The sequence below is a fragment of the Liquorilactobacillus hordei DSM 19519 genome (assembly GCF_019443985.1).
Taxonomy (GTDB): domain Bacteria; phylum Bacillota; class Bacilli; order Lactobacillales; family Lactobacillaceae; genus Liquorilactobacillus; species Liquorilactobacillus hordei.
This window is the reverse complement of sequence record NZ_CP049303.1, coordinates 479,479-505,551: the sequence shown is the minus strand read 5'-3', so window position 1 is coordinate 505,551 and position 26,073 is coordinate 479,479. Positions and strand designations below refer to the sequence as shown.

General features: G+C 35.0%; 21 protein-coding genes. 4 read left to right on the top strand and 17 right to left on the bottom strand.

Going from position 1 to position 26,073, the window contains the following annotated elements; translation table 11 throughout:
* The first annotated feature begins 50 nt into the window (after positions 1-50).
* The gene (locus G6O70_RS03570; RefSeq protein WP_057869307.1) at positions 51-1,367 is read left to right on the top strand and encodes an MATE family efflux transporter; all 1,317 of its coding nucleotides are present in this window, start codon (positions 51-53) and stop codon (positions 1,365-1,367) included.
* Positions 1,368-1,396: 29 nt separating this feature from the next.
* On the top strand, positions 1,397-1,759 hold the full coding sequence (locus G6O70_RS03565) for a VOC family protein (protein WP_057869306.1): 363 nt from the start codon (positions 1,397-1,399) through the stop codon (positions 1,757-1,759).
* A 220-nt stretch (positions 1,760-1,979) separates the two neighbouring features.
* On the opposite strand, the gene G6O70_RS03560 is transcribed toward G6O70_RS03565, so the two are convergent.
* The 6 genes from G6O70_RS03560 to G6O70_RS03535 form a co-directional block, all read right to left on the bottom strand.
* Positions 1,980-2,471, bottom strand: a complete 492-nt coding sequence (locus G6O70_RS03560) for a QueT transporter family protein (protein ID WP_057869305.1) — start codon at positions 2,469-2,471, stop codon at positions 1,980-1,982.
* Positions 2,472-2,645: 174 nt separating this feature from the next.
* Positions 2,646-3,638 carry an aldo/keto reductase gene (locus tag G6O70_RS03555; RefSeq protein WP_057869304.1) on the bottom strand — a complete coding sequence of 331 codons (993 nt, stop codon included), beginning with the start codon at positions 3,636-3,638 and terminating at the stop codon, positions 2,646-2,648.
* 18 nt (positions 3,639-3,656) lie between these two features.
* Entirely contained in the window at positions 3,657-3,992 is a 336-nt protein-coding gene (locus G6O70_RS03550) for a thioredoxin family protein (RefSeq protein WP_057869303.1), read from the bottom strand.
* Positions 3,993-4,009: 17 nt separating this feature from the next.
* Positions 4,010-4,825: a Cof-type HAD-IIB family hydrolase gene (locus tag G6O70_RS03545; RefSeq protein WP_057869302.1), complete on the bottom strand. Its 816-nt coding sequence runs from the start codon at positions 4,823-4,825 to the stop codon at positions 4,010-4,012.
* 48 nt (positions 4,826-4,873) lie between these two features.
* Complete coding sequence (locus G6O70_RS03540; protein ID WP_057869301.1) at positions 4,874-5,596, bottom strand: TerC family protein; 723 nt, start codon at positions 5,594-5,596, stop codon at positions 4,874-4,876.
* Positions 5,597-5,682: 86 nt separating this feature from the next.
* On the bottom strand, positions 5,683-6,138 hold the full coding sequence (locus G6O70_RS03535) for a helix-turn-helix domain-containing protein (RefSeq protein WP_223389844.1): 456 nt from the start codon (positions 6,136-6,138) through the stop codon (positions 5,683-5,685).
* 97 nt (positions 6,139-6,235) lie between these two features.
* Here G6O70_RS03535 and G6O70_RS03530 point away from each other — a divergent pair, with 97 nt between their 5' ends.
* A complete protein-coding gene (locus tag G6O70_RS03530) occupies positions 6,236-7,057 on the top strand; it encodes an alpha/beta hydrolase (RefSeq protein ID WP_057869299.1) in 822 nt (273 codons plus the stop codon).
* Here the strand turns inward: G6O70_RS03530 and addA are convergent.
* From addA to G6O70_RS03490, 8 genes are all read right to left on the bottom strand, one after another.
* The gene (addA, locus tag G6O70_RS03525) at positions 7,054-10,791 is read right to left on the bottom strand and encodes a helicase-exonuclease AddAB subunit AddA (protein ID WP_057869298.1); all 3,738 of its coding nucleotides are present in this window, start codon (positions 10,789-10,791) and stop codon (positions 7,054-7,056) included. The genes G6O70_RS03530 and addA overlap by 4 nt on opposite strands.
* Complete coding sequence (locus tag G6O70_RS03520) at positions 10,778-14,344, bottom strand: PD-(D/E)XK nuclease family protein (protein ID WP_057869297.1); 3,567 nt, start codon at positions 14,342-14,344, stop codon at positions 10,778-10,780. The genes addA and G6O70_RS03520 overlap by 14 nt, the downstream gene beginning before the upstream one ends.
* 205 nt (positions 14,345-14,549) lie before the next feature.
* On the bottom strand, positions 14,550-15,203 hold the full coding sequence (locus tag G6O70_RS03515; protein ID WP_057869296.1) for a carbonic anhydrase family protein: 654 nt from the start codon (positions 15,201-15,203) through the stop codon (positions 14,550-14,552).
* 213 nt (positions 15,204-15,416) lie between these two features.
* Positions 15,417-16,382: a ribose-phosphate diphosphokinase gene (locus G6O70_RS03510; protein WP_057869295.1), complete on the bottom strand. Its 966-nt coding sequence runs from the start codon at positions 16,380-16,382 to the stop codon at positions 15,417-15,419.
* A gap of 74 nt (positions 16,383-16,456) precedes the next feature.
* The gene (locus tag G6O70_RS03505; protein WP_057869294.1) at positions 16,457-17,704 is read right to left on the bottom strand and encodes a glutamate-5-semialdehyde dehydrogenase; all 1,248 of its coding nucleotides are present in this window, start codon (positions 17,702-17,704) and stop codon (positions 16,457-16,459) included.
* A 21-nt stretch (positions 17,705-17,725) separates the two neighbouring features.
* Positions 17,726-18,526, bottom strand: a complete 801-nt coding sequence (gene proB, locus G6O70_RS03500; protein ID WP_057869329.1) for a glutamate 5-kinase — start codon at positions 18,524-18,526, stop codon at positions 17,726-17,728.
* A 38-nt stretch (positions 18,527-18,564) separates the two neighbouring features.
* Positions 18,565-19,911, bottom strand: coding sequence for a hemolysin family protein (locus G6O70_RS03495; protein WP_057869293.1), 1,347 nt, complete (start codon positions 19,909-19,911; stop codon positions 18,565-18,567).
* Between the two features lie 174 nt (positions 19,912-20,085).
* A complete protein-coding gene (locus G6O70_RS03490) occupies positions 20,086-20,928 on the bottom strand; it encodes a homoserine O-acetyltransferase/O-succinyltransferase family protein (RefSeq protein WP_083481903.1) in 843 nt (280 codons plus the stop codon).
* Positions 20,929-21,051: 123 nt separating this feature from the next.
* Between G6O70_RS03490 and pepF the strand changes: the two genes are divergently transcribed.
* Positions 21,052-22,863, top strand: coding sequence for an oligoendopeptidase F (gene pepF, locus G6O70_RS03485; RefSeq protein WP_057869292.1), 1,812 nt, complete (start codon positions 21,052-21,054; stop codon positions 22,861-22,863).
* 118 nt (positions 22,864-22,981) lie between these two features.
* Here pepF and G6O70_RS03480 read toward each other — a convergent pair whose 3' ends face one another.
* The 3 genes from G6O70_RS03480 to G6O70_RS03470 all read right to left on the bottom strand — a co-directional run bounded on the left by G6O70_RS03480 (position 22,982) and on the right by G6O70_RS03470 (position 26,073).
* Entirely contained in the window at positions 22,982-23,461 is a 480-nt protein-coding gene (locus G6O70_RS03480) for a hypothetical protein (protein WP_057869291.1), read from the bottom strand.
* Positions 23,462-23,611: 150 nt separating this feature from the next.
* Positions 23,612-24,253: an NAD-dependent epimerase/dehydratase family protein gene (locus tag G6O70_RS03475; RefSeq protein WP_057869290.1), complete on the bottom strand. Its 642-nt coding sequence runs from the start codon at positions 24,251-24,253 to the stop codon at positions 23,612-23,614.
* Between the two features lie 83 nt (positions 24,254-24,336).
* A complete protein-coding gene (locus G6O70_RS03470) occupies positions 24,337-26,073 on the bottom strand; it encodes a pyruvate oxidase (protein WP_057869289.1) in 1,737 nt (578 codons plus the stop codon).

The window sequence follows — 26,073 nt, the reverse complement described above, 5'->3', positions numbered from 1 at the left end:
TCCTCTGATATACTGAATTTGAAATAACCAGATGTCAGGAGATTTATCCATTGGAATCAAAAAAAACAATTATTCAAGAATTTGCAAACTATACAGTTAAAAATATTTTTGCATCCCTCGGGCTTTCATTATATGTGATTGTTGACACCTTATTCATTGCAATCGCCGCTGGAGCAATTGGCTTAGCTTCCTTAAATATCGTCTTGCCAATTTTTAATTTATTCAACTCAGTTGGATTAATGCTTGGGATTGGTGGAGCAACTATTTATTCCATGAACAAAGGAAGCGATGGTAATGACACTCATTCACTGTATGGTCAACTACTTGTTTTGGGAGTTTCTGTAGGTATTTTCTTCATAATTATTGCGAATATATTTACCAATCAACTTTTATACTTAATGGGTGCTAATTCACAGACAATTACAACTGCAGCACCTTATCTCAGAATTATTTCACTTTCAGCGCCTCTGTTCATTATAAATTATGTTTCCGTTAATTTTATTAGAAACGATGGTAATCCTAAATTAACAATGCTGGCTACATTATCTGAAACTGGTGTAGTAGTCCTAATTGACTATCTATTTGTTTTTGTACTTAAGCTTGGTATGAACGGAGCCGCCTTTGCGACACTCTTCGCACCTTTGACAAGTCTTATAATTCTTACCAATCACCGTTTTTTTCCTAATAGGAAGCTTAAATTAAAATTGAAACTGCCAAATCTAACTCTAATAAAGTCTGTCATTAGGCTTGGATTTCCTTCTTTACTGACAGAGTTGAGCACAGGAGTTAGTATCTTCTTTTTTAATATTGTTTTATTGAGATTAGGTGGTAACTATGAAGTTGCGGCCTATGGAGTCATTGCTAATATTGCAATTATTGCGCTGGCTTTTTTTAATGGAATTTCATTCGGAATGCAACCACTTGTCGCCCGTGAATATGGTAAAAGCCATTGGAAAAATGTTCGCAAACTACTTAATGCAAGTTTAGTAACCTGTTTGGTCATTGCCTTATTTTGTTATTTATTTTTAGTAATTTTCAAATATCCAGTTATTAATATTTTTAACAATGACCATAGTAACTTGCTGATAACGTATGCAAGTTATGGAATTCCACTTTACTTTTTAAGTCTCTTTTTTTCAGGAATCAACATAAATATCATGATTTTTTCTGTTTCTATCAATCAACCTCGGCTTTCTTTTTTCATATCACTCCTTCGAGGTTACCTGATCTTACTACCTACTATTATCCTTTTTGGCTATTTGTTCGGCATAACTGGTGTTTGGCTGAGTGTTCCTTTTACTGAATTGAGTGTTACAATTTTTAGCATTCTTTTTCTACGAAACATACTTACGCAGGATCTTGCATGATATAATCTATCCGTAAGGAGTGTTACTTAATGAATATCAAACGAATTGATCATCTTGTTTTACCTGTTACTAATATTGCACGCGCTGTCCGCTTCTATCATGAAGTCTTTGATATGCCAATTATTTCTGAAGATAATGAGAAAGCCATTATGCGCTGTGGTCACCAACTATTAGAACTACAATTAGTTTCTTCGGCAAAAAGCAGTCAAAATATTACCTTCTGTCTCGTAGCGAGCACACCTCTAGAAGACGTGCTTAATCACCTTGCTAGCTATTACGTTCCTGTACTCACTGGGCCTATTGAAAAAAGTGGAGCTGCTGGCAAAATGACTGTGATTAGCGTAAAAGATTATGATGAAAATATAATTGAAATCGCCTTTTATAAACATTAATTGGTCACTTATACTTAGTAAAAGGTGCTCTCTACTTTATGAAACCTGTGTCTAGTATTAACCTAATATAGAAATTACAAAAAAGAGGTTGGGTCAAAAGTTAACTTTTGGTTCAATCTCTCTATTTCTTTCGTATAAATATTGTTCCATAATTCAAAATTTTCCGACTTAACACTTCTTTTTATATATATGAAAAGTATTAAAATCATTTTTTTCTGTATTATTTCTTAAAATCTACCCTTAAACTAACTACCTTGATAATAGCTGCCCCTAAAACTGACACTGCAAATTCTCCGGCAGCAACTGTTAAATACGTTTCCCAAAAGGGAGCACGACTAATTAAATAAAGTTCCAGTGCAACGCTCCACATAGAAACTGTACATACAGCCACACTAATCATTAATTTGCCTGTTGTAGTCTTTGCGTATTTACTCAACCAATAGCTAAGTGATGTCATCATGAGCGAACCTAGTGATCCAAAAATAACATCTGCCACTCCAAGACTAGACCATATATTTGCAATTACACAACCAATTGTAACTGCCCAAATATAACGTTTATTAAAAACCGCAAGATTATTTAGAGTTTCCGACAACCTAAACTGGATTGGTCCGTACGCTAACCCGGAAGCGGATAAAGTCAACACGACATACATCGCAGCAATCAATCCGGCCTTAATAATCCCCACTGTTTTTTCGTGTGAATTTTGCATCTATAATACCTCTTTCTAGTTTTTTATTCTGGTGGGATTTTCGCGAACCACCATTGACACTGTTTATGATTATAACAAAAAATTATACAAATAAAAAGAGAGTGCTTAACAGTCTAATAGACTAATTTCCACACCTCTTCATCGTTTAGCAATTCTATATATCGATATTACTAACTATTTACCCAATATTTTCTTAATTTCATTTTTTTCATCATCTGTAAATGCTAATTTCTTAGCTGCTTCTAGATTATCATCCAAGTGAGCTTCACTAGTTGTTCCAATTATCACACTTGAGACCACTTGATCAGCAAGTAACCATGATAAAGCTAATTGCGCTAGTGTTTGATTCCTTTTTTGTGCAAATTCATTTAATGCATTTAGTTTACTCAAAAGATTTTTTGTGCCCTCATCAAAAATTTGTTCACTTGTACGATGGATAGGAAAGTCCGCAGGTATTTCTTTCAAATAACGAGAACTTAGTAAGCCTTCTGCTAAGGGACCATATGCAACCAATCCTTTTTGTTCTTTTCTAAGCGTATCCAATAACCCGTCATTTTCTATTGTTGTATTCAACATATTATATGAAACTTGGTTAACGGTAAAAGGTGTTCCAAGCTCTTTAAAAAGTTTAATTGCATCTTTAGTTTGCTCATTATCAAAATTCGAAATCCCAATATAAAGTGCCTTACCCTGCCTAACAACTTGATCCAACGCTTGTACAGATTCGAAAAGATCTGTCTCTGGATCAAAACGATGGGCATAATAAATATCCACATAGTCAGTCTGAAGACGTTTCAAGCTATGATCAATTGACTGCAATATTGATTTTCTTGATAGCATCTGTCCATATGGTCCTGGTCCAGTCTCATAGCCAACTTTTGTCGTTATTACGAGCTCATCACGATATGGTTGCAGTTCATTTTTTAGAATATTACCTAGTAAAGATTCTGCTGATCCAACTTCAGGACTTCCGTACCGGTCAGCACAGTCAAAACTAAACAGTCCTTTGTTAAAAGCGTGCAGAATCAATTGTTTACGATCATAATAAGGACTTTTACTGTCAAAGTTCCGCCACAATCCAAGTGAAATAACTGGCAATATCAATCCGGTTGACCCAACTCGTCTCACTGGTAGATACTCATATCGTTTATCATCAGCTTTAAACATCTACACCATTCCTTTCTTTCACTTATTCCTGTTGGTTAACGTCAATGACTCAATTTTTTGTTCAAGATAGGTTTCAAACTTGCCATATGGTTTATAACCTTGTACCTTTTCTTTTGGAATCCCATTTTCAAATAAAAGTGTACAAGGAATACTCATTACACCAAAGCTATGAGCCATTTTTTGCTTCTCTTGAACATCTACACTACCAAAAAAAACCTCATCACCAAAATTTTCCTCTAATTCTGCAAAGACAGGCGCAAACATCTGGCATGGTCCACACCAATCTGCATGAAAATCAATAAGTGCTAGACCTGTAAGAGGAATATCTGACTCATTTTGTATCTCAGTCACCATGCCCTCACCTCCGATTTTCACAAGATGAATTTCTCAATAACTTCTGCGACTGCACTGTTATTATTATCATTTGAAGTAATAAAATTAGCATTTTCCTTTATCAACTCATGAGCATTTGCAACCGCCACGCCAAGACCCGCAGTTTTTATCATTGCTAAATCATTTCCATTATCCCCAATTGCGATAATTTCATGTTCTTCAATATTTAACATTTTTCCTAACTTCGAGAGTGCCTGCCCCTTATCAGCTTCCGAGGAATTGAATTCAATGTATCGATCTGATGAAAAAGTAATATTCAAAGAATAATCAATATTCTTTCGAACTACTTTTTCCATTTCCTTGCGTTCATTTTTGCTTGCCACATTAAAAATTATCTTTATCAACTTAACTTTTTCCAGTGCGTCTATGTTATCTTCTTTTAGCTCTTCCCAATCAGAAACTCTTCCAGAAAGGTAATTAACCTCTTCATTATTAATATTCCAAATATAAAGTTTATCTAGCGAATAAACATGAATACAGTAATCATTCTTTAAACCTAGTTCAAAGAGGCGCTTAACTACATCAAATGGTAAAAAATTAGTCGTTAGGACCTGATTCCCGCGATTTTCTACAATTGCACCACCGTTAAATGAAATCACATATGAATTTGCTTGTTGATACAGTCCTAATTCACGCAAATTATCCTGGACTGTCAAAAAATTACGCCCAGTATTTGGAACAAAGAAAACACCTTTTGCAACTGCTTGCTTGATTGCTTGAACATTTCTTGATGAAATCTCCTTTTGATCATTCAAGAGTGTCTCGTCTAAATCACATGCAATTAACTTATACATTCCTCTAGTCACCAGCCTTTTGAGTTTTAAAGTATGCTTTTCTTTCAGTTATCTTCTTACACGATTTACAACAAATGTAACCAAAATTGCTAACAGCACAACACCTGCAAATAAAGGTGCAGGAATTTCAATATCAATCATAGGAATTGAAATAAATAATTTTACTGCGATTAATCCAATTAAAGCATACGCCATTACCTCAAGTTCAGGAATAATCTCCATGAGTTTGATTATTATTTCAGCGATTCCACGCATACATAAAATTCCAATCATTCCACCTATCAATACAATTACTGGATTTGAAGAAATCGCCAACGAGGCTAGCACTGAATCAATCGAAAAGACGATATCCATCAATTCAATTGAGATAACGACAGACCAAAATAAAGGTAACAATCTCTTTCCTTTGTCCTTTTTCTTCTTAGTAATTGGGTGATACATATGATAAAAATGAGCGAGTGCTAAATAAAGTAAGTATCCAGCTCCCAACACCTTAATCTCCCAAAAATTTATTAAATATGTCCCTATCCCGATAATTAGGAAACGAAAAACATATGCTCCCCACAAACCATAAAAGAGAGATTTCTCTTGTTCTTTTTTTGTAGGCAAGGCCTTTGTTTGTGCAGCCAACACAATTGCGTTATCTACTGAAAGTAAACATTCTATTAATGCAAGTGACAAAATTACAAGCCAATCACTTCCAGATTCAATTACTAATTTCCAATTCTCAACATCGAAAAATGGGCCATACAGTTTAGAAATAATATCCAACAAAAAATCCTCCTGTAACCGATTTTATTAATTTAAGTTAATCTTAACATATTACAAAATTCAATTAAACTATTCAATCAGCAATATTAATCAGTTAGCTTTTTGTCGTTAAAATTAAGTGTAATTTCCTTATAATCTCTACTTTCTTTGTTCTCGGAACCATGTGAATCTGTTAAATTCTTACCAATAAAATACGCTTTTAAAATGCTATAACTTTCTGCACGTTCTTTACTAGATAGTTGTTTTCCATCAAATATCAAATCATTATTCAAAGTAAATATCTTCTCAATATCAATTTGTTGGTTAACCCTACCAACTATAAAATCGAGTGATACCCCAAAAAAAATCGCTAATTTCATAACTTCTGAATAAGATGGTGTATTAATGCCACGCTCCCAACTGCCAATCTGTGGTCCAGAATTAGGATGAGTCCTTAATTCATCATCAATATTCATCTCATTTAACTGTTTTGCCAACTGTGAAAGTGTTAGTCCGCTTCCTCTGCGTAATGCTTTTAGTTGTTCTGGGAACAAATAAATCACCCTCCTAATATTTATAAATTTAACTATTTTGCTTAAAGAAATTGATGTGCTAAAATAATCAAGAAATTCTTATTTTTATGAAAGTCAGGTGCATGCAATGTCAATAACAAATCTTACTATTCCTTTACCTAATGAAAGTCTTGTCACTGCAACCGCATATGTCCTACCCGTAACAACTCCACAAGCTTCGCAATTTCCTGGAATTATTCTTTGTGCAGGAGGCAGCTTTAAGCATCTTTCTCAAAGAGAGAATACACTGGCGGCACTTGCTTTTCACTCTCGTGGGTTTAATGTCTATTCACTGAACTACTCGTTACTTCTACCCGAGACAGAATCACTTTATCCAAAACCCTTGCATGAACTAGCTTCAACTGTTGCTTTTATCCGCACCAATGCTAAAAAATTCAATCAGGATCCCAATGCAATTATTACACTGGGCTTTTCAGCCGGTGGACATATTGTTTCTGCACTAGCCGGCACATGGTCAACAGTTAAATTAGCTAGTGAATTAGCTCTGTCCAGCGAAAGTATCAAACCTAATGCACAGATTTTAGCATATCCCTTGACCGACTTAACCAGCTTTTTTACAGATAAATCAGTCGGAATTAACCACGTAACAGCAGTACCAGAACTGATAAATACTCAAAAATTAGTTAATGCTAAAACACCACCCACGTTTATCTGGAGTTCCTACACAGATACTGCTGTACCACTCAGCAACACACTGGGTTATATCAACCAATTAGCTAAAAATAAAATATCCTTTGAATCACACATTTTCTCATCTGGTATTCATGGAACTGTTCTGGCTAACTCACTTACTGCACGTCCAGAGAAGGGAGCTTCAGATATTAACCCCCATGTTGCAACCTGGGTCGATCTTGCAATTGAATGGATTTTATCACAGTTTGATGTTTAAAAAACTTCGACTAGTTCATTTATGCCCAGTAAATAAAGATATTTATGCGTTACTTTTTGTCCTAATTCCTTCTCTAGAGCAACTGCATAGAGCTTCAATTGGCCTTTATAACGGCTGACCAACTCATTTTTTCTTTGTATATCGCCCTGTTCAACAAAATCAGTTTTATAATCCAGTAAGATAACTTCTTCATCTGTTTGAACATACGCATCAATAATACCGTGAATGAGCACATCCGCTGCAATGCTTGTTTTAATATCTGGGAACAATTCATTAACAGGCATCAACATTGAAAAGGGAACTTCCCGCTTCACCAATTGAGAGTTTTTTAAAAATAATTTACCAATATCACTTGCAAAAAAATTAGCAATTGCAGATATTTCAATTTCTTCTGCAATATTTTTCTCCAATAAGTTATCTGTTACTAAATTAGAGATTGTTTGTTCGATCGTTTCAATTGTAACATTTTTTTCTAACTCTATCTTTTGCAGCACCAAATGAGTTGCTGTCCCAATTTGTGTAGCTGTAGCTTTTTTTTCACTTTTCAAAAAAGTAGGTAATTTAAATTCCTTGCTCACGACCCAGTTAGCTTTTTTCTTGAAAGTATTTTTCCCCCACTTTTCTAAAAAAGGCAATTCTGTTTCTACAGGATCAGAAAAAACACGTTTTACTTCCGAAACAGCTTGATAAGCAGTCGTCATTGTTAAATCCAAATCAGGATATTCAAAGTTTAATAGCTTCCTAATTGCAAGTTCATTAGAATTACTAGAATGAGACTGTTCCTCATCCAGAACCTTAAACAAATCAGCTTGCTGATTACTTTCCATCTTGAAATGCGAATTATCATAAAATTCAATTGAAAAATCTGCAGTACTTTCTTGTACTTCCTGTGGCGCCGTACTTGAAAGTTCAAATGTTTCTGCAAAATATTTTGTCCTTGCTAAACACATTCCTATCCAGTCCATAAAATTTTTGCTTTGTTGTCTAATAGTCGGGCTAAGTACCATTTGTTGGTCTTGGACTGCCTGTTTCCAACTTGAAATTGCTGTCTTCTTATTCGCATATGTTCCAACAATGTATAGCAACTGCTCTGCACGCGTTAATGCAACATATAGCAATCTCATTTGTTCAGCTGCCATTTTCTTTTGTGCTCTGTCTTTAATTGCTATTTTTGGCAAAGTATCTTTTTTTACCCGCTCGTCATCAAGGTATGAAATTCCAATACCATTATGAACATCTAAAAGATAATCTTGCCGTAGATTTTGTTCGTTAAATTGATGATTTGCATCCATCAAGAAAACCACCGGAAATTCTAGTCCTTTACTTCCATGAATCGTCATGACCTGAATCGCATCATCTATTTTTTTTGCCATTGCTTCAGTCAAATCCTGATTTTGTTTTTGCATCCTGTCAACAAATCTAACAAACTGAAAAAGTCCTTTGAAGCTCGTTTTCTCATACGCACTTGCTCGTTCATATAATGCATGCAAGTTAGCTTGCCTTTGTATTCCACCAGGCATTCCACCAACATAATCCAAGAACCCCGTCTCTTCATAAATCTTCCAAATCAATGACGCTAATTCATTTTTTCTTGCAGTGTTTCTTAGCTCATTCAAAAGGTTCATGAACCAATCAATTTTCGCATAAATTTCTCTGCCAAATTTGCTTTCTGTAGTATTATCAAAGTTCTCCCAAAACTTTTGCAACGCCTGATAATAATCACCCGTACGCTGATTAATTCTTAAGTAGGCAAGTGCATTTTCTTTCAAACCCACAATCGGAGATCTAAGAACACTGACTAACGGAATATCTTGCAAGGGATTATCTATTATTTTTAGGAAAGACAACATTATCTGAATCTCTGTCGTCTGAAAATAGTTCTGCGCATCGTTCAAAAAAATGGGAATTTCCGCTTTTTGAAATTCATCCATAATCAACAAATTATTATTTCTCGTTGGAGCTAACAAAACAATATCACCGTACGTCAACTTTCGGACTTCGCCTTTTGCACGATCATATATTTTTTTCCCTTGTGCTATCAACTCTTTAACTTTACTAATTACTGCTAAAACTTGTCCTTGTGCTGTACTATCAGGAATGAAGTCTTCATCCATATCGTCATTGACAAAACCATTTGTACTTGCTTTTTCATCTTCAGATTCATAAATTAAAATTTCTGCTTTTGATGGTAACTCTGGATAATATTTTGCACCAAATTTTAATTGTGCATCTTCATCATAGTCTAACTCCCCAACCCGGTAGTCCATCAACTGTTTGAATATTAAGTTTGTAAAAGCCGTAACGTTTCTAACAGAACGAAAATTTTCTGCAAGAATAACTTTTTTCCCCTGATTATCATCAGCTTCACCATTTTGCGAATAGTGCTGATACTTATCTAGAAACATCGTTGGATCAGCTAACCTAAAACCATAAATTGATTGTTTAACGTCGCCAACCATAAACATATTTCCCGGGGAATTCTTAGCAACATAACCTAGCAATGTTTCCTGTAATTGATTTGTGTCTTGGTACTCATCAATCATTATTTCACTGAACTTCGCTTGTAGATTATTACGCACCTTCTTTTTATCTGCCGTATTTCCTGACAATATTGAAAGTGCAAAATGTTCAAGGTCGCTAAAGTCTAAGACATGTCTTTGTCGCTTAGCCTGTGCGAATTTTTCTGCAAAGTTTTGCACAACTTCTGCTAATTTTAAGACTATTTGTTCACTATCTTGCATTAACTCAAGTTGTTGCTGTTCATCAAACAAAAATAAATCCTCAGCTAATTTTGCTATTCTTTTTTTAACATTTGCTCGTAACTCAAGAATCTCATTTTTTGACTCTTTTTGCATATCATCTAACTTCAACATTCGTGGTGCCGTTCCTAGTTTAAAAGTCATTATTTCTGCACGTATTTCATTCCAAGTATCTGTTCCAACACTATTTTCAAGCTTGGAAACAACCTCCATATCTTTTATAAGACACTCTTTCCAGCGGTCAAAGTCTGACCTTTCAGCTATTTCTAATGCCTGCATTAAATCATTCTTAGCTTGATCCATGTTTTCCAATATTATCGGTTTGAGCTGTTTTATAAAAATTTGGCTTTCTACTAAGCTGTCCGTGTCAACTGCGTAACTCTGCCCCATCATCTTGAGCCAGCCTTTAAAATCTGAATTAGTATTAGCAAAATCAAAGGTCTTAAAAACCAGTTGTGCTAGACCTTCATCACTGCGATCGTCAGAAAAGTTTTGTGTTAATTTCTCAAAAAGTTCATCGGATTGAGTATAGTATTCTTCACGTAAATCATTCCACACATCATCGCGTAACATCGTTCTTTCCGTTTCATCTGTAAGCATTCTAAAAACGGGATCTAAATCAATCAAGTAATAATACTTTTCTATTAACCGTAAACAAAAAGCATGCAATGTACTGATATTTGCAATATTCAAGCGATTAATTTGTTGTACATACCATTGTTGTTCATTACCCTGTGCGTTATTTATCTCAAGTTGAAGTGCTTTTTGAATACGTTCCTTCATCTCTTTAGCAGCTGCATCGGTAAAAGTTACTATCAGCATGGTATCGATTCCAATTCCCTGTTTTATATGTGAGATGACTCGTTCCACTAAGACCCGTGTCTTTCCCGAACCGGCTGAAGCTGCAACCAAAATATTTTGTCCACTACTGTCAATTGCTTCTCTTTGAGCCTGAGTGAATTCAAATTTTGTCATTAATCTCACCTACACCTTCCGTCAATATTCTGATTACCTCTTCTGGACTTATTTTAGGTAACTTACGATAATTATTTTCTGGCAGCATTGCATCGAATTGGAAAATTGATTTATATGGTGAAAATTGCAAAGCTGTTCGTTTATTAGGCCACTGTACAGGATTCAATGACAAATCACCGCTCAATATTCTATTGGCTGCTTCTTTAATTAAATATTCATTATGCTGTAATAGCAGCTTTAATTCTTCAAGAGTTACTAGTTGATGCCGTCCACTAGCTTTAAAGCTTCCATCCTTGTTCTTTCTAAATGGGTAAAGTTTGGAAAAGCCACTACTCTCCTCAGCCAATTTTTCATCCATCGCTTGCAATAAATCTTCATCTGAAATAATTAAGCCATCATATTTATTGGCCTTAAGCCATACATCTTCTTTTGACTGTTTCAACACATCTTTGGCTTTTAACTTTGGATTATACAGATGCATATACAAAGCTCCGGCTGGTTTAGCTGGTTTAGTTTTTGTGAGCCTATCAAAATTTAACATCAGTGCATCTAGATAGGTCAACATTTGTAAAGCCAATCCATAATAAGCATCACGAAAATCAAAAATATGTGAACTTGACTTGTAATCGACGATTCCAATGTATTTTGTATCACCTGCAGAAATCTGATCGATTCGATCAATCTTACCGCGAACATTGACTTTATAACCATTTCCTAGCTTAAATTCTAGGGGAGCAATTCCATTTTTTGTTCCAACATGACCAAATAATGCTTCTGTTTGTATAATCTGTGTGCTGCTTCTTTCTTGTTGTTTCTGCAATACCTTTGCTATTTGCATTACCGTTGCATCTAATTGCCTTGCTAAGAATTGCATTCTTTGCGTACTATTTAATATTTGAAACTGTGGAAGTTCTCTGATTTGTGCTGTAATAACTCTAATCTTCTCCATAAGTTTTTCGACCGTTAATTCAGAGAGACGAGTGTTTTCATTTTCTAACATCTTTACTAATGAATCCATTGCTAAATGAAAAAATTCACCCGTGTTAGCTGCAGATAATTCAAAAATACTGCGCTCTTGCAATTTCAATCCATACTTTAAGAAATAAGCATATTCATTTGCATAGAATTCCTCCAACTTAGATATTGAAGTATTTATTGTTTTTCCATATAACAAATCAACAATTTTTGGCTCTAATTTCTCAGGAATATTTTGATAACTCAAACTTCCCAGAATTTTATTCATAAATGTCGTTTCTGAACCATCGGCTTTTAGGAAATTATGGATTTCTATCCAAACTGTCGGGATATTCTCCCGTTGATTCTTTGCTTGTCTGAGAATTGTCAGCAGTTTTTTAATTGTTGTTTTTTTCGTGCCTAAATAATGCTTTAAAACGTGTTCCGTTGAATCTATCATTTGCGGTTCACGAATTTGTGTAGCCACATTAATCCCATAATGATTAGCAATTCTTGTTACATAAGGAGAAGGTCTTAAATTCTCCTTACCATCATCAGATAGTGGATAAGATAAGTATAATTTGTCTGAGGGACTCATAAATGCCAGATAACTTAAAAAAGGTTCTGCAGCTAATTGATTTAATGTATCATCATTCAGATACTGTTCTACGTTCAAGGCCGGTTTTAAATATGATCGATCCTCATCAGAAATAATATTACGATTATTAATCTTGTCTGGCATAACTGCATCTGTTGCACCGATTAAAAAAGTAATCTTCCGATCATTCATTTGTACCATTCCACTCTCAGAAACAATTATCTGATCCAAGGTAGAGGGAACCTGACTATACTCAGCTCCTTGAAATCCAGTTTGCAGTATTTCCACAAACTGCTCTTCATCGAATTTATGATCTCCAAGTAATTCGACATATTCATCCAACAATTCGCAAAATGCATTCCATGTTTCTTCTGGTTTAGCAGCATCTTCAATTTTTCCTTCTTCAATAGCACTATCACGCCATTTTAACAATTCATTAGAAATTCCTGTTTCTATTAAAAAGTTGCAAAGAATTTGTGCGGCTTCCTTCCCATTTTTAGCTCTATTTATTTTCTCAAAAAACGGTGGAAGAGTTGTTTTTATTAGCCTGCGAATGATATTTACCTTTCTAGAAACTTCAACCTCTTTATCCGTTTGAGTTCCCATATCTTCTTCATAAAAACGATAATAAACCCAATCATCCTCGCGCAACCAACTTTTCCCTTCAAAGCCGAACTTTAAAACCAAATTTTCTGTTAAATCAAGATATTCTCTGTACTTCTTAGTTGCTAATCTTTTTCTCTTTATTTCTGGCAACAGCAACTCTGTTTTTAGTAATCGCATCACATCATCATAACGATAGTAGTGCTTCTTCACTGCAAATAAAGCCATTATAAATTCGACAAAAGGATGGTCTGTCATCTTTTTTTGAAGATCAATAAAAAATGGAAGTTGATATTGTCCAAAAACCGGTGCGATGATATTTCGGTATAAATCCAAATGACGAGTCAATATTATGAAATCACTGTAATGATATCCCTGTTCTATTACACAATGCCTAATTCGGGTTGCAACTTCTTCAATCTCAAGATAACGATTATTAGCAGAAAATATATCTAATCCTGTTCGAATTGACTCTGATTTCAATTCAGCAGTTTTTTCTTTTGTACCCGTCCAATATTTTCCTAAATCTAAAAGAATTGGTGACTTAACGCGTTCAGTAGTAATTCCAATATTCTGGATAGTAATCCGATTTTGTCCAGCAAATGAACTGAGATTATCATATAATTTGTTAGAACGATAATAAAGCGAAGTTTTACGTAGATTAGACTGCTGCTGCGGTTTATCCAGTATCAAATCCACATCTACTTCTCCAGCGTTTTTTATTAAGGTTTTAACTAACTTGTTCTCGCTTGCTGTCAATTGAGAAAAACCGGTTATTATAAAGCAACTGTCTTTTAAATTTATTTCAATTAATTTTTTTGTTAGGGCTTTTAATAATTGATTGCTATCTAAATACTTGCCTATCAATCTATTCTCATACTCTTGATAAATTATTTGTAAGTCTTTTAGTTTTGCATATAAATCACTTTGCACATTGGTTTGCTCGGCAAAAAAAGCTAAATCTTGACTATTAATCTGTCCCTTGCTGAACTCATCTAGTTGTGCAACAACCTCGCTTACAAAACCAGATTGTGCTTGTTCCCCTTTGAAAATTGTCAAATTATCTTTTTTTTCTTCTAAAATACTTAAAACTAACATATTTAGTCCCGCATTAGAAATCCGAGTTCTCTGGTAAAGTGCATTATCTTTTAAGAAAAACCATGCCAGCCTTGAAAAGGAGAGTACTTGAACCGAGCTTTGGGCAAAAACCTGTCCTTCTTGCCCAAAAGTTGCTCGGAGATGCTGCAAAATTGAAATTTCTGACGCAAACTTAATATGATTCGGAACTAATATATATATCCTCTTTACTTTTTCTTCTTTTTTCAACTTAGCAATTTGTTTGACCACTTCATTTTGATGATCCTTTGTTGCATCTCCTAAGATAAAACTCAAGCCCATGCCTTTGTCCTCCTTTAATCAAGTCATAATTATTTTATCACAAAAGAAAAAAGTGTTGCAGCTTCGAAGGTGCTGAACTCTAACAATAAATTGCAACAAAAAAAGAACCTTCCCAAAAAATTTAATTTTGTTCGGTTCTGTTAAAACTTCCATATATCTATTTTGAATTCACTCAGAATTTTGTCGCTTGTAAAGCAATAACATCTTATATTAATGAATAATGAATTACTTTACGTTCGTTAAGTGGTTGTTTTTCTCTTGCATTACCATGATTGAATCGCTGTTTCAATTTATCTAATTGTTCAGCACTTACTGTTATTGGCTTCTCAATTACCCACCATTCAACATTCTTAACCAGTGGCGGTGTCGTTAACGAGCCTAGATAGTGGTATACACCCGACTCAAGACTTGCTATCAAACTATTTAATCCTAAGGTTGCTGAAAATGGATCTTTCTGACTTTCAATTGCTGGAAAATCTTGAAAAAAACTATCAAGCTCTTTGCTGAATTCTCCTAACTTAACAAAAAGGGCTACTACAGCAATTTGGCCAATCATATTTTGATGTACAAAATGCAATTCCATCGGATTATCTTTTCCATTTATTGTGTGTTCTGCAGGGAAATGAAAGTGAAGTTGTTGAAAGCCAAACTCTCTTCCTTCGATAACCGCTTTACCCTTGCCGTCATATTGCAAATTGTTTCCCTTGTTTACAATATTAACAAACCGATACTCATCATCGAATAAGAGTATCTTTTTTTTTGCATCAACATTAATTGTATTTAGTGTCTCAATATTTATTGGTGATTGCCAATTCGGAACAATTTTAGACCATTTTTCTTGCTGTTCGTAATTTAACATTTTTTATTCCCCTTCTCTTAAGTATACAAAAATAATATTAGCCATTTTATGACTGAATTCAATTTATATGCTTATAAGCCGAATTTACTCAATTCCTTTACAGAAACAAAAATGTATGACATAAGTGGAAAAAAAATAAAGCGAGGATATGCCAAAAGTTAAATTTTGACCCATCCTCGCTAATTATTTCGTATAAATGTGTTCTGAATACTACTAAACAGTGTGCTTTTTATTAAATAATGAATCAACAGACTTATTATTAAAGATCAAATCAATTGCTTTCGCAAATATTTTAGATACAGATAAGACTTTTAGCTTATCAAATTGTTTTTCCTCAGGCACATCAATTGTATCTGTTACAACGATTTCCTTATAATAAGAATTCTTCAATTCTTCAACTGCTAAACCAGACAGAATTGGGTGAGTAGCACATGCATAGACCTCAGTTGCACCTGCATTTTTAAGTGCAACAGCCGCATCTGACAACTTACCACCAGTATCAATTAAATCATCAAAAACAATGCACCGGCGTCCACTTACTTCGCCAATTACAGTCATATTTGAAGCTCGTGTTTCGTCACGTTTATCAACAATTGCAATTGGTGCCTTCAACAAGGTTGCCAAATTCCGTGCTGCCTTCACCCCATTATGATCAGGAGCTACAATGACTACATCATTTCTAATTCCTTTACTTATGAAATATTCCGCTTGTACAAAAATAGCAAGCAGATGATCAACTGGTATATTGAAGAATCCTTGCAACTGTCCAGCGTGTAAATCCATCGTGATCACTCGGTCAGCTCCTGCTAATTGGATAAAGTTAGCAATTAGCTTTGCCGTAATTGGTTCCCTTGGACGCGCTTTACGATCTGCACGAGCGTATCCATAATATGGTAAGACAACATTTATTGTTCCTGCACTAGAGCGACGAAGCGCATCCACCATAATCATCAGTTCCATAAAATTCTCATTAACTGGTTCCGAAATCGACTGGATAACAAAAACGTCATCTCCACGAATACTTTCATTGATGTTTATCTGGATCTCACCATCACTGAAATGTTTCACGGATGCTTCACATAATTGTGTCCCTAGCTCAGCTGCAATCTTCTCTGCCAACTTCTGATTAGAATTCAATGCAAATAATTTTAAAGTGGCTTTTTCTTTTTTCTCGCCCATGGTTGCCTCCAATTTACTCTTTTGACTTATTATAATAAAAAACGCTCTGCATTACTATGCTTTTGTTACAACATTTATTCTCTAATTTGTCCGTTACCCCTAACAACATATTTAGTTGTTGTTAAAGCTTCGAGCCCCATTGGTCCGCGAGCATGTAGTTTTTGCGTCGAAATTCCAATTTCTGCCCCAAAACCAAATTCAAAACCATCCGTAAAACGAGTCGATGCATTCACATAAACAGCTGCTGCATCAACCTGATCTAGAAATTGTTGACTCTTTTTATAATCATTAGTAACGATTGTCTCGGAATGTTTTGTACCATACTGATTGATGTGTTTAATCGCCTCATCAACAGACGAAACAACCTTAACTCCAAGAATATAATCATTATATTCTGTTTTCCAGTCTTCCTCAATCGCAGGAATAGCTGAGTCTTGTAAAATTTCTAGCGCTGCTTCATCAGCCCTAATTTCAACATCATTCTTTTTCAGTTCTGCAATAATTCCAGGTAAGTATTTGCTGGCAACATCTTCATGGATCAATAGTTTTTCAGCAGCATTACAAACGGCTGGTCTTTGACATTTAGCATTAACTACAATCTTTTTTGCCATCTCAAAATCAGCTGTCTGATCTACATAAATGTGGCAATTTCCAATCCCTGTCTCAATAACTGGAACCTTCGCATTTTGCACGACAGTCTGTATTAATTTAGCCCCTCCACGAGGGATTAATACATCAAGATAGCCTGTAAGCTGCATAAATTTATTAGCAACTTCATGTGATGTATCAGTCAATATTTGAATAGTATCTTTACTATATCCATTTTCTTTTAATGTCGTTTGCAATATTTCAACAAGTTTGAGATTAGTATTGAAGGCTTCTTTACCCCCTCTTAAAATAACAGCATTTCCTGATTTAAAACACAGCGCTGCTGCATCAACAGTAACATTTGGCCGAGCCTCATAAATAATTCCAACAACTCCAAGGGGAACTCTTTTTTGTGTAATCTGCAAACCCGCATGATTAACCCAGCCATTAGTAACATCACCTAATGGATTAGGCAATTGTGCAACTTGCTCAAGCCCTTGTGCAATTGTCTCTATCCGGCTCTCATCCAACGTAAGTCGATCAACGAAGCTCTTAACTAATCCTTTTGCCTCATTCAAATCCTTTTGATTTGCAAGAAGAATCTGGTCAGTCTTCGTTCTCAGGTCATTCGCCATTGCAAGTAAAATTTTATTTTTATCTTCAGTAGAAACAAGGCTCAGATCATAGGCTGCATTCTTAGCTTGATTTCCAATTTTTTCTAAATTAATTTCCATAAGCAAGTCTTACCTCCATCCCTAATCATCTTTGTTAATAAATAGCGTTCCCAACTGTTCACCGTTCAATATCTTAAATATTATTGATGGGTTTTCACCATTAGCAAGAATCATTGCTTTATTTGCATCAAGTATTCTTTTTGCGGCTTTTAGCTTTGTAGTCATGCCACCCGTTCCAAACTTAGTACCACGTCCACCAGCTTTTTCGAATGTCTTAGCATTAATCTCATTAATCGTATGCAATAATTTAGCATCCGCAAACTTTCTAGGATTTTTATCGTAAAAACCATCAATGTCAGACAACATGATTAATAAATCTGCATCAATTGAAGTTGCAACGATCGCTGATAATTGATCATTATCTCCAAATTTAGTATGATGATCCAATTCATCGACCGCAACTGTGTCATTTTCATTAACAATCGGAATGACTTTTAACCTTAACAAATTCTCAAATGTATTTAAAACATTTTCTCTGCTCGTGGGATAATCCATTACATCATGCGTCAATAGAATTTGCCCAATTTTTTGTCCGTAAACTGCAAAACGTTGTTGGTACACCGTCATCAATTGTGTTTGCCCGATTGCTGCAAGTGCTTGCTGTTCAGGAATTGCACTGGGCCGTTCTTTCATCCCTAATTGTCCAAGTCCCACTCCAATCGCACCAGAAGACACTAAAACAACTTCTTTGTTCTCGTTCACCAAACCGCTTAAACTATAACACAGTTGATCAATTGCCTGTAAATTCAATTTTCCATTTGGATATGTCAAAGTACTCGTACCCACTTTAACAACGATTCGTTGAGCCTCAATTCGACGCATCACAATTTCACTGCCTTCTTGATAATTTACTTATTTTATCATTCTTCACTTGATTTTTCACTTTTATTTTCAGGGTGATGTTTAACCTCTAACCAGTCAATATAATTACGATTAAATTCTGTTATCTTTAAATCAAGTTGATCAATCGTTATAATATCATTTCTTTTTACTTTATAATTTTCAAGCAAGTAACCTGCTATGGTAACACTCTCAGATTCATCGAAACTCTTATTTCTAACCTTGAAAAAGCGTTCAAAATCATAGAGTGTCGTTTTGCCAGATATTTTGAATCCACCATCTTCGGTTTTGATAATGTACTCACTGGATACATTATCGATCTCATCTTTAACAACCCCGAAAAGCTCCTCATAGATATCTTTGTCTGTGACAATCCCACTAGTTCCACCGTATTCATCTAAAACAACCACAATCGGTGTTTGTTTTTGAATCATTTGCTGTAACAGCCCTTGAATAGGTGTCACCTCTGGTACAGTAATAATAGTGCGTAATAACTTGCTAACTAAAATACTGTCATCAACTTGCGCCTGTCTTATTAAATCATATATATATACATATCCTAAAATACGATCTTTATCATTATTTGCAACAACTGGGAAACGACTAAAACCCTCACGCAGATAATTGTTTACAACTGTTTTAACTGAATCTGTGATATCCACAACGTCAAGACTCGTTCGATCCACCATGATGTCCTTAGCAATCTTGTCATTAAAATCAAATGCACGCTGCATATAAATCAAATCATTTTTGTCTAATTTCCCGCCAGTTACGGCATTACGCGACAAACGTAATATTTCTGCTTGTGTCAACACATCATTACTCTCTGTCGCTGGGGTTAGGCCGAACAGGCGGATTATCCCTGCCGCAGAAATGTTCAATAACTGAACAAATGGGTAGAAGAGAATATGAAAATAATGCAGTGGTGTAACTACAAGCATCATCATTTTCATCGGCATCTCAATACTTAAATTTTTAGGAACAATTTCTGTGATAACAACCTCCAGATAGGTTAACAAAAGTATTCCTAAAACCGCACCTACAGCATGCATCGCCGTCGTTCCAAGTGGAGCAATTTGTAAAACATCAACAATCATTGCTTCAATTGTAGCTTCACCAATCCAACCTAAAATAATACCTGCAAGAGTTACACCTACTTGTGTTGTCGAAAGATATTCATTCAGATTTTGAACCATTTTTAGAGCAATTGTTAATTTGCGTTTGTTTCCTTTTCCTTCTTCAAGCGCACTCTCAAGTGCACTTTTTCTAGTCTGTACAAGTGCAAATTCCGCTGCAACAAAAAAAGCTGCAAAATAAAAAACTATCGCTATAATCAATATATTGGAAGCCAGCTGACCGCCTGTCAAAATCCATTCCCCATTTCATTCTTTGTTCTACTGAATATCATATCATTTTTTTGTTCTTTAATGATATTTATCATCTCATTTCTTTAATTCTTCATAAAAATAAGGCATGACAATAATAAATAAATTCGCCATACCATCTTCTTATATTGTATACATTTACTGCCGCTTGTTACTTTAAACTGCATCACTATTTTTCTTTGATTTATAGTCACACGCCTTCTTCACTTGCAATACCCAGTTTTGGAAAAATAATCGCTGTGTATCGGACCATGAAAAAATAGGAGCTTCCATCTGTTCAAAATCTTCATAATAATTTTGGGGCTTTGCCAAAATCTCGGCTTGATCTGGATATGCCTTCAGCTCTCTTTGGTACTCTTTTGCAAGTGCCTCTTTACCGTATTCTAGATGGGCAAATAAGAAAACTTGGGGGGCATCTTTTGCCTCAACTAAGAATAAATGCTTCGTCTCTGAAAGTGCCGTGATTTGCAGATTCTTATTTTCTCTAATCTGCTTATGATTCAGCTCTGCATAACGTGCATGTGGAGCTGTAAACCCTTGAGGCAATCCTTCTAGAAGTTCAGACTTTGTAAGTACTTCTTGCCCATAGATTCCAAATAATTTATGTGCTAGCATCTGTTTTTCAATCCCATAATAAAAATTTGCAGCTGCCATTGCTCCCCAACATATATATAGTTGAGGAATATTTAGTTGCTTTAAAAGTTGAAACAGTTCTTGAAGCTCATCCCAATACGTAACCTCTAAGAAGTCAATTTTTTCTAAGGGTGCTCCAGTAACGATAAAAGCATCCATTTTTTTCACCTTGATAAAATTCAATGGTTCCGATATGCGCGCAACCTCTTCTGGTACCGTGCGCCCTTGATAGTGCATCATTGGATAAAAATAAGTTACCTTAACTGGAATATTTTGTTGCTTCAACACATAGTCAAAACGTTTTTGAGTATCAGATTTATCATGCATTACATTTAAAATTCCGATATTTAAAGTTTTGGTTCCCACTGTTTTGCTCCTAACTAAAATAATCTATCGATTTTTTATTTTACCGCTCTAAACCAAAAACTTCTAGTATAATTACAAAGTAAATATGATAATAAAAGTAATTAATCAAAAGGAGGACTTCAAATGTCATTACCAAAAAGAAATACAGTTCCTGTAGAACTGACTTGGGACACTTCTACTCTTTTTAAGTCTGAACAAGAATTCAATATTCATTTAGCAAATCTAGTACAGTTGGTGGATGATTTCACTTCAAAGTTCCAAGGTAAGTTGGAGAATTTTGAAACAATAAAGAAAAGTCTCAGTGCCTTAGCTGAACTCACTAAGGAGAAAGATTGGTTAGAACATTATGTATTTTTAAACCAAGCCGTTGATATGTCTTCACCAAAAGCCAACAGTCAGCTACATAAATTTGAAAATATCAGTGCACAACTAGAATCTAAACTGTCTTTCTTTGATTCTGAAATGCTCAATCTTTCAGCTGCGGAACTTAATTCACTTGCTGCAAACCTTCCGGAATATAATGCCGTTTTTCGCCATTACTTGAACAACCAAAAGCAACGACTAGCGCCGAATATTGAAAAAGCTTTATCTGCTTTAACGCCAATTTTTCATGCTCCTGAAAACATCTATACGCAAATGCGGAGTTCTGACATGCATTTTGATAGCTTCACAATTGACGGAAAAGATTATCCAATGTCATTTGTTCTCTATGAAAATTATTACCAATACCATGCCAATATCAAAATTAGACGTGCCGCTTTCGCGAGCTTTTCTAAGACGCTGAAGCAATACAAGAATACACTAGCAGCTATCTACTACACTGAAGTTTACAAACAAAAAACATTTGCAACCTTGCGCGGCTACAGTTCTGTTATTGATTACTTATTAGCTGAACAAGAAATTCCTAGAGCTATTTATGAGCATCAAATTGATACCATCATAGAAAAATTTGGACCAGTTATGCAAAAATACGTTCAATTAATCAAGGAAGAACGCGGAATTGATGAATTAACCTTTGCTGATTTGCAAATTGACCTTGATCCAGATTATTCCCCTACTATCGCTCTTAAAGATGCACCACAATATATTTCTGATGCAATTGAAATCATGGGTAAAGATTATCACGATATGATTATGCGTGCTTTCCCTGAAAGATGGGTTGACTTCCCACAAAACGATGGGAAGGAAACTGGGGGGTTTGAAACAACTCCGTATGGGAATCATCCTTTTATCTTAATGTCATGGTCAAATCAATTTGCTGATCTATATACCTTAATTCACGAATTAGGGCATGCTGGACAGGCTTTATCAACTGCTGCAAACAATTCAATTCTTGTATGCGATCCATCTACTTACATCGTTGAATCACCTTCTACATTTAATGAACTGCTATTGACACATTCATTATTACAAAAAAGTGATGATCCTCGTATGCAACGATTTGCCTATACAAAAATGTTGACGAATACCTATTACCATAATTTCGTTACACACTTATTAGAGGCTGCTTATCAAAGAGAAGTTTATCGACTGATAGATAATGGTGAGAGTTTCGATGCTGATCGCCTATGTGCTATTAAGAAGGAAGTCCTTCAAAAGTTTTGGGGAGACACTGTCAAAATTGATGATGATGCTTCACTGACTTGGATGCGTCAATCACATTATTATATGGGGCTTTATTCTTATACTTATTCTGCAGGTCTAACAATTGCAACTCAAATGTACTTGAAGATAAAAGAAAACCCAGCAGTAATTTCAGATTGGTTAAACTATCTAAAACTAGGCGACCAAAAAACGCCTTTAGAGGCTGCTAAAAGTGCAGGTGTTGATATGGCATCAAATGAGCCTTTAGAAAAAACAATAGCATTTCTTGATAACACGGTAGAAAAGATAATTAATTTAACCACAACTATTAAAAATAGCCATTTAAACTAAAATATTATAGAGGGATGGGCCAAAAGTTAACTCTTGGCCCATCCGTTTCTTTATTCCGTATAAACGTGTTTCATAATTTTTCGCTGTCATCATATATCACTGATTTTAGGATTACTATCTATGATTCTTGAAGCTTACTATCTTCAGTTTTTTCTAAATTTGCTTGAATTTGTTTGATACTTACTAAAGTATCCGCAACTATCTTTGTTATATCGTCCTTAAAATTATCTATATTTGAATAAGATCTGATAAACAATCCTGAAGCATTCAAATCAGGAGATATAACAATAAGATTAGTCAATAACGGTGCCAGTTCATCTACATCCAAGAAATTATCAACCCGATTAATATTAGCAAAGGGTAAATTAATAATTCCTGTTTCCAGTACAACTTCAACGGTTTCATTACTCATAACAATTGGTTGAACAGCTTGCACTACTTTTCCTTTTGCAAAGGCACTCTCAAAATCAGCAAATAATTGTTCCATAAAATCAGCTTTTAGTTCGCTAGTTTCTTTGATCTCTAACTTATCTAATGATATTTTGATAATTTCATCTGCTTCAACCTGATCAATAAAATCCTTAACTTTAATTTCCATCCTAGTTTCACTTCCAAACTTATTAAATAATTATTCTGTTGAAAATTCTAACCTATATTAAAAGTAAATTCGGACAATGTCAACTTATACATGATTTTTTTAACAATATCATCAGGTTTTGCAATCCACAAAAATTCTGAATTTCAGCAGCTACTCTTTATTTTTTGTTCTATACATTAAATAACTATTTCCCCCAAGTACAATATTTTTAATTTCCACCGCAAATTTTTCCCGTGCAATTGGGCGCAAAGGCTCTATTAGCTTTTCTAACGGTTTTATCTTTTTTATATTATTTAATACGGTTGCTACAACATAAACAGATGGACGTTTCTTATGATAAATTAAGCCAGGGTAAACAAATACTGCACGTTGACCTAACTGCTTGATAAGTTCATCTTCAAGTACAAGTTTGGCTTTCATATATGCTCCCATCCCCACTGGTGCATAGTTTGCAGACACAAATAAGAACTTAGTGTTTGTAGTATGTTCTTTAATAAATTTAATTACGTTCAACACTGGTTTCACAGTTTTTTTATAATACTCATTATAATTTTTAGCCAACAAAACTCCTATCAAATCAATGACCCAGTCTGCCGTTGCCATTTCTGCTTGCCAAGTTTCTGGCTTATCCAAGTCGACACTGAGCCATGACACATTTGACCATTCTTCTTTATCAGCATCTGTTCCACCATGTCGCGACATGCTAACCAGTTCTATATTGTCGTAGGAACTTAATTTTTTAATAATACCTTTTCCCACGTAACCTGAACCACCAAGTAACACAATTTTCATATAATTATCTCCTAATAAAAAGAAATATGACATCAAACTATCATGCCATATTTCATAATTTGTCTATTGTACAGTCTGCTATTTTAAAAGAATTGGCGCAAAATATCCTTCAATGGTGGTAACTCTGGAATTTTCCAATAATTTTCCAAATACTCTTGACCAAATTTCATATATCCCTTTGCCTCATCCATAACAATCTTGCCTGGAAGAGGCGCGTTGTCTTTGACATAAGCATTTATTAAAATAGGCTTATCTGTAATTGTATATGCCTTATCTAAAGCTGCCTTGAATTCGTCATTTGACTTGACCGTAAGACCTACGCCGCCACACGACTCAGCAAACTTAGCATAATCTATATCTGCCAAATCAATCTGATAATTCAATTGTCCTGCTTGTTGTTGCTCGTATTCGATAAATGCAAGTTTCTGATTATTAACAACTATACAGATAACTGGTAACTTATATTTTACAGCTGTTACAAAATCTTGCATAACCATTGCAAATGCTCCATCACCTTGTAATGCAACAACCCTTTTATCTGAATACGCTACTTGTGCTGCAATCGCTCCTGGCAGTGCGCACCCCATTGTTCCAAGCCATGCTGAAATTGCAAATTTCTGATCATCTTTAACATGTAAATAACGTGCGCTCCATGAGGTTGATGTTCCAACATCAATAGAATAAATCAAGTCTGATGGAGCTGTCTCGTCGATATAAGCGGTCATACTTTCTGGAGAAACTGGACTCGTATTTAATTTGCGTTTATCAGCCATCCATTTATTCCAATTACTCATGCTCTTTTGGCATGCCTCTAAGAATTTACTTTCAGTCCGAATAGTCCCCAAGTCGTTGAGTGCTGCAACAAATTTCTTAACATCACCTTGGACAGCAACATTTACACTATAACGTTTGCCCAAATTTTCAGCTTTCAAATCAACTTGAATGCTCTTAGCTTGCCCCTTTTCCGGCAGGTATGGACGATATGGATAGTTTGTCCCAAACATTATTAGTAAATCAGCATTTTTCATTGCCTCATATGCTGCTTTAGTTCCTAATTTACCCACATTACCTAATGAATTAGGATGATCATCAGCAATTGTTCCTTTGGCTGGCAATGTCTCTATAAAAGGAATCTTGTTTGTCTCAACAAACTTCTTAATTTCTGCTCCGGCATGTTTAGCACCCACTCCCAGAAGTACAACTGGTTTACTTGAATCCTTTATCAATGATGTTGTTTCATCCAGCTGTTTTTTATTGACTTCTGGTGTATTAAGTGTAAACGCACGAGCAGAAGAACTATATTCACCCTTCAATACTTGATTAGGAATATCATCAGGAATTGTCAAAACTGCGACACCCTTATTCTCATAAGCGCTTCTAATAGCCTGATCAATTACTTCTGGTAGATTATCAACCGCGGAGATTGTTCTGTTAAAAACCGCGACATCATCAAATAGCTTTTCGGTATTTACTTCTTGGAAATATCCTTCATTTAAAGAAGTTGAGGTAACTTGACCTAATAAAGCCAACACAGGTACATGATCCATTTTTGCATCATAAAGTCCATTTAACAGATGAATTGCTCCTGGTCCACCAATGGACAAGCATACACCGATCTTATCTGTGTATTTTGCTTCCGCTGCTGCGGATAAGGCAGCAACTTCTTCATGCCGTACTTGAATAAATTTTATTTTGTCTTGTTGACGACGCAAAGCATCAATCGTTGTATCAATCGAATCACCAGGCAATCCGTAAACATTTTGGATCCCCCAATCCACTAATACATCAACTAATAAATCTGCTCCTTTTGTATTTGCCAT

Coding starts and splice junctions, on each gene's coding strand:
- G6O70_RS03565 (WP_057869306.1), top strand. CDS start 1,397: ATGAATATCAAACGAATTGATCATCTTGTTTTACCTGTTACTAATATT.
- G6O70_RS03560 (WP_057869305.1), bottom strand. CDS start 2,471: ATGCAAAATTCACACGAAAAAACAGTGGGGATTATTAAGGCCGGATTG.
- G6O70_RS03555 (WP_057869304.1), bottom strand. CDS start 3,638: ATGTTTAAAGCTGATGATAAACGATATGAGTATCTACCAGTGAGACGA.
- G6O70_RS03550 (WP_057869303.1), bottom strand. CDS start 3,992: ATGGTGACTGAGATACAAAATGAGTCAGATATTCCTCTTACAGGTCTA.
- G6O70_RS03545 (WP_057869302.1), bottom strand. CDS start 4,825: ATGTATAAGTTAATTGCATGTGATTTAGACGAGACACTCTTGAATGAT.
- G6O70_RS03530 (WP_057869299.1), top strand. CDS start 6,236: ATGTCAATAACAAATCTTACTATTCCTTTACCTAATGAAAGTCTTGTC.
- addA (WP_057869298.1), bottom strand. CDS start 10,791: ATGACAAAATTTGAATTCACTCAGGCTCAAAGAGAAGCAATTGACAGT.
- G6O70_RS03520 (WP_057869297.1), bottom strand. CDS start 14,344: ATGGGCTTGAGTTTTATCTTAGGAGATGCAACAAAGGATCATCAAAAT.
- G6O70_RS03515 (WP_057869296.1), bottom strand. CDS start 15,203: ATGTTAAATTACGAACAGCAAGAAAAATGGTCTAAAATTGTTCCGAAT.
- G6O70_RS03510 (WP_057869295.1), bottom strand. CDS start 16,382: ATGGGCGAGAAAAAAGAAAAAGCCACTTTAAAATTATTTGCATTGAAT.
- G6O70_RS03505 (WP_057869294.1), bottom strand. CDS start 17,704: ATGGAAATTAATTTAGAAAAAATTGGAAATCAAGCTAAGAATGCAGCC.
- proB (WP_057869329.1), bottom strand. CDS start 18,526: ATGCGTCGAATTGAGGCTCAACGAATCGTTGTTAAAGTGGGTACGAGT.
- pepF (WP_057869292.1), top strand. CDS start 21,052: ATGTCATTACCAAAAAGAAATACAGTTCCTGTAGAACTGACTTGGGAC.
- G6O70_RS03480 (WP_057869291.1), bottom strand. CDS start 23,461: ATGGAAATTAAAGTTAAGGATTTTATTGATCAGGTTGAAGCAGATGAA.
- G6O70_RS03475 (WP_057869290.1), bottom strand. CDS start 24,253: ATGAAAATTGTGTTACTTGGTGGTTCAGGTTACGTGGGAAAAGGTATT.
- G6O70_RS03470 (WP_057869289.1), bottom strand. CDS start 26,073: ATGGCAAATACAAAAGGAGCAGATTTATTAGTTGATGTATTAGTGGAT.